Below are 14262 nucleotides of genomic sequence, written 5' to 3' on the forward strand. Positions count from 1 at the left end.
TATCTCAGCCTGTGCTTCACGAGAGAGACGCCCTAAAAAAAGCGGGGAGCACGGGGCGCTTTTGCGTCCCTAGAACACGCTTATGTCGGTCGGGGCCAAGTCTCCCCTGATGTGTTTCCAGGCAAAGGAAACGTCAGATACAGCGCAAAGCAGCAGCGGCGGTCAAGCGATTTCCCGGGCGTCCATTGCGTCCAGGCAGACGGTAAAGCGGATTGTTGTACCGGAAGTTGCCTGAGGATCGCACCAAATCAGGCCTTTGTGCCGCTTGGCAATTTTGGCGCAGGTCGCCAGACCGAGACCAGTGCCGGGCTGCTCGCTGCCGCGCTGCAACCGTTTGAAGGGTTCAAAGATCTTTTCCTGATATTCCGGCGGCACGCCAATTCCATTGTCAGATACAGAGATCATCAGACCGGGCTCGACTGGTTCTGCAACTATGGAAATTTCAGATGTCTTCCCCCCGCTGTATTTTATGGCATTGCTGACCAAGTTCTGCAGGAGCTGCACGATATCTGGCGGAAAGCACAGAACGCTCAATCCGCCGGACTGCCAGTTCAGCCTGGCACCCGATACTGCAAGGTCCTGAGCCAAGACTGCCCGCAGGCTGTCAAACAGGCTTTCAACCGTGACGCGCTCCGCCCGCCCTTCGCTGTGAGGGTTGATATGGCTGGCCAGCCGTTCAATCAATTCGGACGTTTTGTTTACAGATTTTTTCATTAGGTCAAATTGTCTGGCAACCTCGTCAAGGTCGCCGCTCTCGTATTCCTCCTGGATCTGTTCGCTCAGAAACTTGATGGCCCGCAGAGGCGCGCGCATGTCATGGACCAGAACATCCGAAAACAACCGCAACTCGCTTTGCTGCTCTTGGATCCGCCAACGCATATCAGCGACCTTCAGCCCGTTTGCGATCATCCGATTGAGCGCTTCCGCGCTGAGAGCGGATTTGGGAATATAGTCGCTGGCTCCTGCCAGGATAACACTCTTGGCGATCTCCTCGTCACCGTGACCCGTGGTCATAAACAGCACCGCTCGCGGCCAGGCTTCGTTCAGCCGTGCGATGAGGTCCAGCCCGGTTCCATCGGGAAGCAGATAGTCCAGGAAAATCACGTCGGCTGGATGCCCGGCGTGTTCAAGCGCAGCTTCGCCGCTTTCGGTTTCTGTGATTCTGGCACCGGGATGTGTCTTCGTCAGAAGCCGGCGCAGCAGCTTCCGGTCTCCGGCGTCATCGTCAATGAGCAGGATATTGAGAACTGTCATCAGCTACCTTTCTAATGTGAATTTCGGGTAGTTCGACAATGCGCCAGTAATTGTCGAGCGCAGCCATGAGATCAGCAAACATGTCGCCAGCTCTGGATTTCAGAATGTAGCCTGCGACGTTTTTGGCATAAGCTTCGGAGATGTCTCGCTCGTCATCCGAGGTCGTCAGCACGAGGAAAAGGATGTTATGGAGCAAAGGGTCGGCCCGGATCTCCCGCAGCAGTTCAATTCCATTCTTTCGTGGCATCTTGATATCACTCAGCACCACGAAATGGGGCGGCGGCACTTGGTTCATTTCACCGCGCAGGAAAGTCAAAGCTTCAACGCCGTCTGCAAACCGCGTGATCGGATTGGCGATCTTCGCCTTTTCGAAGGCCCTGTGCAGGGCTTTCGCATCGGCATCATCATCTTCGACTAGGATGATGCTCAGGGCCGGTCGGTTGGGAGTAGGGGACAACTGCAACCTGCCGTCACTCCTCTGGCCAGGGGTTTTCAAAGTGTGAACCAGGGACAAACTGAGGTTTCCCGGATCAGTATTCGCCTTTCAGCAGTTTGCTATTGCAGCAGATTAGGCGACACACGCGCGGTCACTTCGCGGGTGTCGTCAATAACGCTGTCCAGATCATCCATGAAAGCCACCAGATCTTTGCAGCTGCGCTCAAGCATTGTCACATCCGCAAGAACAGAGGGTGAAAAACTGTCGTCCTGACGGGCTTGAGATTTCACAACCCTGACACCAGCAAGTGTCCGGCTGAGCAGCAGCCGGAGGTCCGGACCGCAGCCGACTATGAAGCGCTGGAAGATGCGCCTCAGCTCTTTTTCCGAAGCTCTCGCACTGGACAACTGGCCATAAAGCGCCCGCCGCTCAATGGCTGAGGCAATTGACTTGATCAGAGCGTCTACCGACAACTCTTCTTTGACGATGTAGTCAGCACACCCCCGCCGCATGGCTTCCACGGCGGTCTGGTAGCTGGTGACGCTTGTCAGCATAATCGGCACAGCCTGCACCTGATCTTCGTGGGTCAGCAAAAGCTTCAGGGCATCAAGGCCGGTGTCCATGCCCAGGTTATGGTCCAAGAATACGAGGTCATATTGCTCCTGGTCCAGTTGCCGCCGCATTTCGTCCAGGCTCGCGGCTTCAAAAAATTCGGCCTCCATTCCGGCCTTTCGGCACAGTTTCTTCAGGCGCAGCCTGTCAATCTCGTCATCATCTACTGAAAGAATGTTGAGGATCACGGGTTGCATAAAAGGTGGTGCTGTCACCTCTGGAAAACCATTGTCACTCATTTTGTACCCCTTTTAACTGCTGTGGCCCTTGGAGCAAAGATCCATTCAGCAAACACTCTTAAGTTGAGCATAACACACTCAATAACATTCTAGGGTATTATTTGGCGGTAGTTGATTAAGGAAAACTAAGCGATCTGCAGAGGCTGGAGGATTTTACGCTCATTCAATGGGCGATGCGGCGTTTTCTGTAGTTTTCATAGGAGCTTGCCGCGATCAGGACGCTTCAAATTTACAGACAAGTTTCGACATGTCGCAGCGTCTGCCAATCGGCGCATATGTGTTTGCCCAAAGGCTGTAGTCTGGATGGCAATCAGCAGAATGGGCAGGGTTAGGGGCTATCGGTTCGCCGGTGCACTCCTGCGGTCCCGGGGGCGCCGCGGTTTTTTGCGGCGCCTCCGGTGAGTTCTCAGAAGTCCTGCCAGAGGTCGCGGGCGGCGTTGCCGCTGCTGGCCGCCGCTGCAGGAGCCGGGCTGGCTTCGATCTGCCAGTCGTCCTCGCCATGCGCCGAAGGGGCGGGCTTGGCAGGCTTGGCAGCCGGGGCCGCCGCGGGTGCCGGGCGGGCGGGGGCCGCACCGCCGGAGACCCGGAAATGCGCCACCAGCTCGGCCAGCTTGCCGGCATCGGTGTTCAGCATGTGGCCGGCCGCAGTGGCCTCCTCGACCATCGCCGCGTTCTGCTGCGTGACCTGGTCCAGCTGGGTGACGCCGGTGTTGATCTCGTTGAGGCCGGTGGATTGCTCCGCCGCGCCTTCGGCAATGCCGGAGACCAGCTGCGAGATATGGGTCACCTGCTCGACGATGCTCTGCAGCGCCTCGCCGGCCTTGCCGACCAGATCGACGCCGCGCTCCACCTGTTTGGAGCTGTCGGAGATCAGCGTCTTGATCTCCATCGCCGCATCCGAGGAGCGCTGCGCCAGGGCGCGCACCTCGCTGGCGACCACTGCAAAGCCCTTGCCGGCCTCGCCCGCCCGCGCCGCCTCGACGCCGGCATTGAGCGCCAGCAGATTGGTCTGGAAGGCGATGTCGTCGATCACGCTGATGATCTGGCTGATGTGGTTCGAGGACTGCTCGATCTCGGTCATTGCCGAGACCGCGCTCTGCACCACTTCGCGGTTGTTCTCCGCCTCGGTGCGGGCCTCGGCCATGGTGGCCTCGACGCTGCGGGCGCCGTCGGCGGCGGATTTCACCGAGGCCGTCAGCTCATCCAGCGCCGCCGCGGTCTGCTCCAGCGTTGCCGCCTGGCTTTCGGTGCGGTGCGACAGGTCGTCGGAAGCCTGGCTGATCTCGGCGGCGCCGTTGCGGATGCTGCCGGAGGCTTCGATCACCTGCTGCACGGTGGTGCTGAGGTTGCTGACGGTGCTGTTGAAGTTCTGCCGCAGCTGCTCGTATTCCTCCGGGAAGGCAGAGGTGATCGGCTGCGAGAAATCGCCGTCGGCGAGCTGCACCAGGCCGCTGCTCAGTTTTTCGACCACCTGCTGCTGCAGGCGCTGCATTTCGGCGCGTTCCTCTTCGGCGGCGCGGGCCAGCTTGAGGTCGTCCTGCATGGAAACCAGAGTCTTGCCGATCTTGCCGATCTCGTCGCCGCGGCTGGCCGCCGCGACCTCAGTATCGAGATCGCCGGAGGACACGGCCTCCATGTCGGCGCAGATCCGGTCAATCGGACGCGTCACAGAGCGCGCGAAAAGCCAGCCGAAGATGGACACCAGCGCGGCGCAGATCAGAGAGATCAGGATCATGATTTTCTGCTGGGCGGCCGCGGGCGCGAGGATTTCATCTCGGTCAAGTTCTGCAATCAGTGCCCATCGGAGGTTGCGGAATGTAACCGGTGTCGAAACCGCCGCACCGGTGCTGCCGTCGGCCAGTGCGGTTGATGGGTAAAATCTGCCGCCTGCCGCCGCGTCACCGGTACCGGCTGTTACAGAAGAGGCCGTAAAGGCCTCCAGGAGATGGGGGCGTTGCCCCAGATCTCCCAGAATGCCGTGGCCTCCGTCCTGGCGGGAAGCGGTTCTGGCTTTGAAATCTTGTCCGGCAAGGTAAACATCCAGAGTTTCCAACTCGCCGCCGAATTCCGTTACAATTTCGGATATCTCATCAATAGCGACCTGAACCGCAAACACGCCAATGAAACGTCCGCCGCTGTCTTGTATACGTGTCGCGGCAAACGCACCGGGTGCGTTCGCGCTCGGTGCATAAGGTGCGATATCAGAGAAATAGACATTCTCTTTCTCACCTTCCGCAGCAAGCTGGAACGCCTTGGCGAGACCAGTTTCATTGTAAGGGCCGGACTTCAGGTTGGTGGCGTAGTCGGCTTCCTTCGTGACCGAAAAAATTACGTCACCTTCTGGATTGATCAGGAAGATGTCGTAATAGCCAAGCCGTTCCATAATTCCGGCGAATGCGGGGTGGTTCCGCTCAAAGTGTATATCGTAGGGTGATGACGCCGAGGCAAACATTGACAGGTTGCCGACCTCTTCCTGGCCGCCGCCGCTCCGGCTGCCCCAGGTCACGCCCATGTCTTTCATTGCCTTGGCCGTTGAGGGAACGGCGGAAACTGTGAGAATCGCCGCTTCAATCGATTCCAGGTAGTTGTTCAGCGCAGTCTCCCGGTCGCGCACCAATGATTGCAGGACAACCTCTGCATTTTGGACAACACTGCGCTGGAAGTAACTGGTACTGAAGCTAATCAGAACAACGGTGACCGTCACCGCTGTACCCACGACCAGCAGGGGGAGCTTGTGGGAAAGTTTAAAAGTCTGCAACATTTTCTCGTAACACCTCCGGCAGGCATCCGCCGGCATAGAGCCGGGGCAGGGGATTTAGATTAGGCCTGATACAACGTCAGATTGATTTTCGATCCGTTAACGCTGCAGGAAATGGCGCAAAAAATTTTCACAATGATTGGTTTTTTCTGGGAGGCTCTGGCCTGCTTAGGCAGTCACTGACTATTCCGGTGTTAACCTATTGGGCGTGTCGGCAAACGCGGGACTGGTTAATGGCCACGGGCAGACGTCTGCTAAGAAGGGGCGGATTCGTTAACCTTTTGCTGGTCCGGGGACTTCGCCTTGCGACAGCCAGATGCGTTGCCGGCCGGATTTCGCCATGGATGAGCCACAGGATTCTCTTTTGTTGTTCTTGGTTTGGAAAAAATATTTACGCTTTGTTTACTTTCCCTAGCCAAGCGGCAGGCTTTTTTGCCATGGTTAAGCATCAATAACCGGGGGGTTAGGGAATTGTTAACGCTGCCGCATTCTGTCCACCTTTTGGTCTCAGCCCGGCAACTTTGGGTCTCATTCCAGCCGCACGCTTGAATGACGATGCCCTTGTGGGAACCTGGAGTGGGTTATGAGACTGACTATTGCTGCAATTGCGGCATGCCTGTCCCTGGGCATGCCCCTAGGCGCGGCTGCGGATGAGCCGCAGGCACGCGCCGAATCGACACAGGGGCTGGAAGCCGTTGGCCGGCTGAACATCGCCAACAAGAGCATGTGCACCGGTGCGCTGGTGGCACCTAATCTGGTGCTGACTGCAGCGCACTGCCTGTTTGATCCACGGACTGGTGCGCGGGTCGATCCGCAAAGCATCTGGTTCGAGGCCGGGTTGTCAGGGCGCCGCGCTGTTGCCTTGCGACAGGTGGTGAAGGCGGTTGTGCACCCGCAGTACCGGTACCGTCCGTCAGGGACGCATCAGATCGGGAATGATCTGGCAGTATTGCGGCTGGACCGCCCGATCAGCAGTCGCCAGATCGAGCCGCTGGCCATGCATTCCGGTGCGGAACGCGGTGATGTCCTGGATGTGATGTCTTACACGCAACATCACGCAACCCGGCCTAGTCTGAAACGATCCTGCAGTGTTCTGGCGCGTAAAAGCCGGACACTCGTGATGTCATGCCTGGTGGATTTCGGGGCCTCCGGGTCGCCGGTGCTTGAACTGCGCCCGGGCCAGGCGCCGCGGCTGGTCTCGGTGATTTCCGCCAAGGCAGCCATGGGCCGGAGACCGGTGTCGATCGGCACCGCCTTGGATTCCACGCTCAGCGATTTGATCCGCCGGGCCGGCTGAGGGCCTGCTCTAAGTCTGCTCCCGGCCAGAGCAGACTCGTGGCGGCTATGGCTCGCGCAGTGCCTCACGGGACTTGTAGAGCGGTTTCAGCAGGTACTGCAGCACCGTCTTGGCCCCCGTCTGCAGCTCTGCCGTGGCCCGCATGCCGGGGCGGATTTCGATTGATTGCTGGCGCTCGGTAAACCCGGATTTGTCAACCCGCACCGTCACCCGGTAATAGGGGTCAGCGCGCGGATTGCGCTCGTCCTCGAACGTATCGGCTGAAACGAAATCCACCTTGCCGCGCAGCGAGCCGTAGATGGTGTAGTCATAGGCCGACAGCTTGATGGTGGCGTCCTGGCCGGGCTGCACGCTTGCAATGTCCTCGGGTTTCACGCGGGCCTCGACGAACAGTTCCTCGCCCAGCGGGATGATCTCCAGGATCTCCTCGCCGGGGCGGATCACGCCGCCGATGGTTGTGACCGCCAGGCTGTTCACGATCCCCGCCATCGGGGAGGTGATGATGGTGCGGTTCAGCTGATCGACGGCCAGCCGCTGCTCCTGCCGCAGGGTGGTAAGATCGCGCAGGGTCTGAGCGTATTCCTCGGCCTGCTCCAGTTCGGCCTGGGTGCCGATTTCATTGTATTTGGCGCGGGCATCGGTGGCCGCGTTGCGGGCCTTGTTCACCTCTATCAGCGCCACGATCTTTTGCTTGTAAAGCCGCTCCATGTTGGTCAGTTCGGCGTTTAACTGGTCCATGATCTGCCGGGCGCTGTCGCGGCGGCTGGCAAAGTCGGTCTGCCGCGCCGTCAGCAGGCCCCGCTCAGAGGCGAGGATGCCGGGCGAGCGCTGTGCCAGCATGTCCGGCACGGCGAACTCAAAGGCGCCTTTCGTCTGCGCCTCCAGCCGGTGGCGCCGGATCTCCAGCGCGTCGATCTGGTTCTGCAACTCATCAGCGGCAGTGCGGAATTTGGTGTCCTGCAGCTTGGCCAGCACCTGGCCCGCAGTCACGATATCGCCTTGGCGCACGTGCAGTTCGGCCAGGATGCCGCCCTCAAGGTTTTGCACGATCTGCGCCCGGGAGGAGGAAACCACCTGGCCCTCGCCGCGCACGATTTCGTCAATGGAGGCAAAAGCCGCCCAGATCAGGAAGGTCAGTACCGCGGCCAGCGCCAGATAGATGATGCGGCTGGCGCTTCGCGGGGTTTCAGCATCGCCATAGGGGTCGCGCAGCGCCATGGTCATTTGCCTTCTCCTGCGGCCAGATGCGCCAGAACCTGATCACGCGGGCCGTCCACGACCATCCGGCCCGACTGCAGGATCAGCGTGCGGTTGGTCAGCGACAGGATCGGCATCCTGTGGGTGGCGATTACCGCAGTGCGGCCTTCCAACCAGCTTTCCAGGCGGCTGACCAGGGTGCGTTCCAGAGTCTGGTCCAGCGCCGCGGTGGGTTCGTCCAGCAGCACGACCGAAGGGTTTTGCAGCCACAGCCGGGCCCAGCCGATCGACTGGCGCTGCCCGATCGAGAGGCCATGGCCTCCGTCGCTGATCTCCAGATCCAGCCCCTTGTGGTGGTTGCGCACATGGGCGCCGAGGCCTGCAAACTCCAGGGCTTCCATCAGCCGGTCGTCGTCGCGTTCCAGTTGGTTGAGGTTCAGGTTATCGCGCAGAGAGCCTGCAAAAAGCCGCACATCCTGACTGAGGTAGCCGATGCTGGTGCGCAGGTCACGCGGATCGATTTGCGCCATGTCGGTGCCATCCAGCAGGATGCGGCCCCGGTCGGGGGCATAGAGGCCGGACAGGAGCTTGAGCAGCGTGGACTTGCCGGAGCCGTTGACGCCGAGCACTGCGACCCGCTGGCCGGGCGTGACCGCCACAGCCTGCACGTCCAGCGTCGGGGCCGCGTCATCCTCATACCGGAACAGGATTTCGCGCAGCTCGAACCGGCCCTCGATCTTCTGACGGCGCAGGTAGGTGCGTTCTTGCTCTTTCTCCTGCGGCGCTTGGGCGATGGCGTCCAGCCCTTCCAGCGCCGCCTTGACGTTGCTCCAGCGCGCCAGGGTCGCGGCAAACTGGGTCAAAGGCGCCAGCGTGCGGCTGGTCAGGATGCCGGTTGCGATGATGGTGCCGACGGTGAATTCACCGGCAAAGACCAACAGCGTGCCGAGCACCACCGCGGTGATATAGGTCGCCTGCTGCACCCCTTGCGACCAGTAGGTCAGTGCGCTGGACAGCTTGCGCTGTTCGGTTGCGGAATGCGACGACAGCGTGTTCAACTCATCCCACAGCCGCAGCACCCGCTCCTCGCCGCGTTGGGTCTTCACGGTGTCCAGTTCCGTGACCACCTCGTGCAGCAGCCGCCCGGCCTTGGCGTTGGCGCCCTGAGTCTGGCGGGTGTAGGCGATCATCCTCTTCTGCATGAAATAGGCAGGCAGCAGCATCAGGATGCCGCCGGCAATGATCACCCAGACCACAGGCCCGGCGATAGAGGCGACCAGCAGCAGGAAGACTGCAATGAAGGGAATGTCCGCAAGGGTCGAGATGGTCGAGGACGTGAAGAACTCCCGCACCGAGCCGAAATCGCGCATCGCGGCAAACAGGCCGGAGGGCGGCAGCGGCTTTTTGTCGGACCTCATGCCGATCAGACGGCGCATCAAATTGTGCTGCACCGACAGCTCAATCTGGCGGCCTGCGGCATCCGTCAGGCGCGCGCGCGCCAGTTTCAGCATCGCTTCCAAGGCAATTGCCAAAAAGGCACCGACGGCCAGCACCCACAACGTGGCGTGCGACTGATGCGGCACCACCCGGTCATAGACTTGAAGGGAAAACAGCGCGACGGACACCGCCAAAATGTTTGCCACCAGCGAGCCCAGCATAATCTCACCTACCTGGCGGCGGTATTTGGGGAACTCGCTCCAAAACCAATGGCCCGGGTCGATCTGTGGAGTGTGCTTGGCGGCCATCTGTTTGAGCGATGGGCGAGCCGACAGCACAGTGCCGGTGAAATAGGGGCTGAACTCTGCCAGCGGCACCTCGGTCCGGTTGTCCGGGCAAGACGTGTCATAGATGGTAAGCGCATCGTCGGCCTGACCCAGAACCAGCACGCATTGGCCGCCGGACATGATTGCCAGAGCGGGCCATAGCGCGGGGGCAAGGCTTTGCTTTTCCAGCACCTTGGGTTGCAGGCCGGCGGATTGCACTGCCTTTGCCAGCGTGTGCAGCGACAGATCGCCGGGCGTCTCCTGCCACAGGAAGGCGGCGACATCGCTGACGGGCACGTCGCTGCCCTTCAGGGCGGCTAGGGTGGCGATCAGGCTGGCCCGGTGCTGGATGCGTGCGGCCGCCCCTTCCAGAAGGGAGCCAACCTCGGGCTGCGTATCCTGCGGCTTGGGGCGGTTGTCTGTCTTTGGTTTGATCTGCGTGTTTGGACCCGGGGCCGCGGCAGGGGCCGGGGCATTGGCGGGCTTTATCCCATCTAGCGCGGCAGTCTTGGACGCGGCAGCAGGAACGGCCCGCAGAACCGGTTTTTGCCCCGGCGCGGGCTGAGGGCGGAGAGGCTTTTGCGTGGTGTCGGTCAAATCTTGTCCCCATCAGCCAGAAGCCCCAGGTCCCGTGCCAGTTCCAGCTGGATCAGCACCACCTCGTATTTTGCGTCGATATAGGCCTGCTCGCGCCGTACCAGCTCTTCGTAGACCTGGATCACTTCCATCACCGGACGCTGACCGGCCTCGAACTGCTTCTGGAACAGCTCATAGGTTTCGCGGCTTCGGCGCACAAGCACGGCGGTTTCTCCTTCCTGCCGCTGGTAGGAGGCGATTTGCTGCACCTGGCGGCTGTAGGCGCGCCTGGCGGTTTCCTCAGCCTCGCCCACCTGACGCCTGGCGGCTTCTTTCGAGGCCTCCAGAGCCTGAATCGCGGCAGGGGTGCCCAGCCCCAGCGGCTGCCCGGTGCCCAGGGTAATGCCAGCGCCGGAGCCATCTGTGGTTACATTTCCAGCCGCGGAAATCTGCGGCAACAGCCCGGCGCGGCCTGATTTGGCCTGAGCAATGGTACGCTCCGCCTCGGCGCCCGCCTTGAGCACCGACAGGAACTGGCCCTGTTCGGGCGGTGTGCCGATTGAAAGATGTGAGGGATTTTGGTCGAAACTTTGCCCCGTCATTGCCTGCAATTCCGCGCGGGCAGTGGTCGCTGCGTCCCGGGCGGTGGCAGTGGCTGTGCGGATACCGCTGATTTTGCTGTCCACCACGTTCAGGTCGGCGCGGTCGGAAACTCCGCCATCGACGCGTCCCTGCACAATGCGGCGGAATTCCTGCATCCGGCGCAGGGCGCGGTCTCCGTAGGCGGCCTTCTCATCGCCGCGCAGGGCTGCGGCATACAGCCCGACGGCGGTTTCCACCCGGCCGTTCATGTCCTGCGACAGGCTGACTGCGGCGACCTCCACATCGGCGGCGGCAAATTCGCGCTCTGCCTTGCGGCGGCCGTTGTCAAACAGCACCTGTTCGATCAGCAGCCCGGCCACGAGATCACCCAGGTCGGTCAGGCTGACCGAAGGCCCCAGCGTCGGAAACCAGTTTTTGGAGGCGGCCTCGGCCCGCAGCTTGGCGCTGATCAGCTCTGCCTCGGATGCGCGCGAGGAGGCGGCGATCGCTGCCGCGGCCACTTGCCCATAGGCGCTGTTCTCCGCCAGCAGCGAGCGGCGCTCCATCAGGGCGCTGATCACTTCGGAGGAGGTTTCGCCGGTTTGTGCGAAATTGTTGCGCGGCCCGCTGTCTTGCACGTCGCCAAAGGACACCGGTGCGCAAGCCGATAGGCTGCACATCGCTGCGATGGCGCAAAGAAAGCGTCCCGGTTGCATCCTGCTCTTCGCCCTTTTGTTCAAGGCTTTTAATGTCTTGGGTCCGGCGGCAGACCTTGCCCCCGGACCAGGAGATCAGATCACGGTGTTGACGTCTTCATCGACCAGGATCGTGGTACCGTCGGTGCCCAGCGTGTAGACGTCGTAGGTTTCGCCGTCGATGGTCTGGCTGCCATCGGCGGTTGCACCTGTGATGGTCAGCGTGTCATCCGAGCCGCCATGCACAGTCAGCGTTTCGGAGTTGCCGGAAAGCGCGTTGATGTCGGCTTCAGTCAGTGTCAGATCGACGTTGTCCGCATGCACCAGGTTCAGCTCGTCGATGTTGAACTGCGACAGGCCCGCATGATCCAGGACGGTGGCATCTGCACCGTCTTCAAACACCACCATGGTGCCAGAACTGTTGCCTGCATCATCAACGCGGTTCACCACCAGGTTCGACCCGTCCGGCACCGTCTCATCAAAGCTGAAAAGGGTGCTGCCGCCGCCAAGATCGGTAGAGGTTCCTGTTACGTCCTCAACGGCCCCGCCGCTCGTCAGCTCATGCGAGGTATCACTGTCCTCATAGTCATCGCTGAAGAAGCCGGTGACGCCGGCGCCCGTGTCGATGATATTTCCGACATTCGGCGCATCGTAGTCCGTATCGACCTCAAAGGTCTCGGTCAGGGTTGCGGTGTTGCCTGCCGGGTCAGTTGCAGTGATCGTCGCGCTGCTGCTGTAGGTTCCCTCGGGCAGATCGTCTGCGTCGAATGCCACACTCCAGTTGCCACTGGAATCCACGCTTGCACTGCGGGTCAGGCCTTCGATGGTGACGTCGACCGAAGAGCCGGGCTCGACGGTACCGGTCAGGGTCAGCCCTGCAGCGCGTTCGGCGATGTTGACGATGTCATCGCTGGTGATGCTGTCTGCCTCAAACGGCACCACTTCCGTGTCGATGGTCAGCGTGTCGGTGATTTGAGCGGTATTGCCGACAGCGTCCGTTGCTGTGACGGTGACATCTGCTTCATAGCTGCCTTCAGGGATGTCAGAGGCAGAGAAGTCGACAGTCCAGTTGCCGCTGCTGTCCACGGTTGCGGTTTCGGTTGCGCTGCCCAGTTGCACAACCACCGTGGAGCCAGGCTCCACAGTGCCTGTCAGGGTCACGCCGTCACTGTGCTCGTCTTCGTTGACGATGCCGTCGCCTTCGACGCTGGCTGTGTCCACGGTGAGCGGATCAACCAGAGTGTCCACGCGCAGATCAGCAGTGGCCGTTGCTGTGTTGCCTGCTGCATCGGTGGAGGTGACGCTGACCGTGGTGTCATATTCACCAGAGGGCAGGGAGCCAGCTTCGAACTCTGCAGCCCAGTTGCCGCTGGAGTCCGCGGTGGTTGTGCGGGTCACGCCTTCGACTGTCACGCTGACCGTGGCGCCTGCTTCGGCAGTTCCGGTCAGGGTCACCCCGGCGGCGGCCTCTGCATTGTTCACAATGTCGTCACCGCCGGCCTGGTTCGCATCTATTGCCACTGATGTGATGGTGTCCACCCGGACTGTTCCGGTGACCGTTTCGGTGTTGCCGTACGCATCGGTTGCCGTGGCAGTCACGTCAGCGTCGTATTCACCCGACAGAATCTCAGATGCTGCGAAATCGGCGCTCCAGGTGCCATCGTTCGCGGCTGTCACCGTGCGTGTCACCCCCTGGAAGGTGACGTCAACGGTCGCGCCTGCTTCTGCGGTGCCTGTCAGGGTCACCCCGTTCGCGGCCTCTGCGCCATTGATCATGTCATCGCCGCCGGCCTGGCCATCGTCAATTGCAACGGTGGTTTCTGTATCGATGCGGATGGTCGAACTGGCCGACGCGGTGTCGCCGGAGGCGTTTGTCGATGTGACGCTGATCGGCGCATCGTACTCGCCGCCGGTGATCTCGGAAGCAGCGAAGTCTGCACTCCAGATCCCATCATCGGTGGCGGTCACCGTGCGGGTAACGCCCTGGAAGGTCACTTGCACGGTTGAACCGGCTTCGGCGGTGCCTGTCAAGGTCACCCCGGATGCAGCCTCGGCACCGCTGATTGTATCATCGCCGCCAGCCTGGCCGCTGTCGATGGTGACAAAGGTGTTGCCGTTGGAGCCGCCGCCGCCTCCACCGCCGCCTCCACCGCCGCCGCCTCCACCGCCGCCGTCACCACCACCGCCGGCGAGGGCCGCGGCACCAACAACACCCGCTGCAGCGCCGGCCGCGCCAAGACCACCGAACAGCGGAGCAGCCAGCGGTGCAACCACTGGCTCAATCCGGTCAACGTCCAGAAAGACCATGTCGTCATAGGCGCTCCACTTGCCGGCCAGATCGAGCGGCTCGTAGGTGGCAAACAGCATGCCGCCGGATTTGTCCTCCAGCACGACCTCTATGAATTCGCCTTCCTGGCTAAGGAACAGGTTTTTGCCGCCCGCCGCGCCGAAGGCATAGTAGTTCTCCAGCACCAGCTCCTGGCCGTTTGCCAGCATGATATGAAGGTTGTTTCCCTGACGCGAGTAACTCTCAACATCGGCGGGCCTGAGGTTCAGCGAGATGTCCTTGGAATGAGACGCATCAAGGCTTGCCGGCATCCCTTCGGAAAAATTTCCATGCTGCGTAGTGCCCGCCATGTCGCGGGTGATATATGCGACCGTGCTCATAAACTTACCGCCCATCTATAAGCGCCGCGGCCCGGAATGCGGCCGTCAGCGTGTGGTTTCGTTGCCTGTATTTTTGCCCAGCTGCCGTCTTTTGCGGCTATTTTGAGGCCACAATGTGACAATTTTTTCAGGTCTGTCCAGTAGATGTGCTGTGCATCTGAGGAGATTTGATCACCGACCGTGTCC

General features: G+C 61.0%; 9 protein-coding genes. 1 reads left to right on the forward strand and 8 read right to left on the reverse strand.

Going from position 1 to position 14262, the window contains the following annotated elements; translation table 11 throughout:
• Positions 1-162: 162 nt before the first annotated feature.
• The 4 genes from K3725_RS02650 to K3725_RS02665 form a co-directional block, all read right to left on the reverse strand.
• Complete coding sequence (locus K3725_RS02650; RefSeq protein WP_260017323.1) at positions 163-1254, reverse strand: ATP-binding protein; 1092 nt, start codon at positions 1252-1254, stop codon at positions 163-165.
• Positions 1226-1768 (reverse strand): response regulator, encoded by a 543-nt coding sequence (locus K3725_RS02655; RefSeq protein WP_311202214.1) that lies wholly within the window; start codon positions 1766-1768, stop codon positions 1226-1228. Before K3725_RS02655 ends, K3725_RS02650 begins: the two co-directional genes overlap by 29 nt.
• Before the next feature lie 41 nt (positions 1769-1809).
• Positions 1810-2541, reverse strand: a complete 732-nt coding sequence (locus tag K3725_RS02660; protein ID WP_260017324.1) for a response regulator — start codon at positions 2539-2541, stop codon at positions 1810-1812.
• 406 nt (positions 2542-2947) lie between these two features.
• On the reverse strand, positions 2948-5338 hold the full coding sequence (locus tag K3725_RS02665; protein WP_409201583.1) for a methyl-accepting chemotaxis protein: 2391 nt from the start codon (positions 5336-5338) through the stop codon (positions 2948-2950).
• Between the two features lie 544 nt (positions 5339-5882).
• Between K3725_RS02665 and K3725_RS02670 the strand changes: the two genes are divergently transcribed.
• On the forward strand, positions 5883-6596 hold the full coding sequence (locus K3725_RS02670; RefSeq protein WP_260017326.1) for a serine protease: 714 nt from the start codon (positions 5883-5885) through the stop codon (positions 6594-6596).
• 45 nt (positions 6597-6641) lie between these two features.
• On the opposite strand, the gene K3725_RS02675 is transcribed toward K3725_RS02670, so the two are convergent.
• The 4 genes from K3725_RS02675 to K3725_RS02690 all read right to left on the reverse strand — a co-directional run bounded on the left by K3725_RS02675 (position 6642) and on the right by K3725_RS02690 (position 14076).
• A complete protein-coding gene (locus K3725_RS02675) occupies positions 6642-7820 on the reverse strand; it encodes an HlyD family type I secretion periplasmic adaptor subunit (RefSeq protein ID WP_260017327.1) in 1179 nt (392 codons plus the stop codon).
• Complete coding sequence (locus K3725_RS02680) at positions 7817-10153, reverse strand: type I secretion system permease/ATPase (protein WP_260017328.1); 2337 nt, start codon at positions 10151-10153, stop codon at positions 7817-7819. Before K3725_RS02680 ends, K3725_RS02675 begins: the two co-directional genes overlap by 4 nt.
• Complete coding sequence (locus K3725_RS02685; protein ID WP_260017329.1) at positions 10150-11430, reverse strand: TolC family protein; 1281 nt, start codon at positions 11428-11430, stop codon at positions 10150-10152. Before K3725_RS02685 ends, K3725_RS02680 begins: the two co-directional genes overlap by 4 nt.
• Positions 11431-11505: 75 nt before the next feature.
• Positions 11506-14076, reverse strand: coding sequence for an Ig-like domain-containing protein (locus K3725_RS02690; RefSeq protein WP_260017330.1), 2571 nt, complete (start codon positions 14074-14076; stop codon positions 11506-11508).
• Positions 14077-14262: the final 186 nt, after the last annotated feature.

The organism is Leisingera sp. S132 (assembly GCF_025144465.1).
Lineage (GTDB): Bacteria > Pseudomonadota > Alphaproteobacteria > Rhodobacterales > Rhodobacteraceae > Leisingera.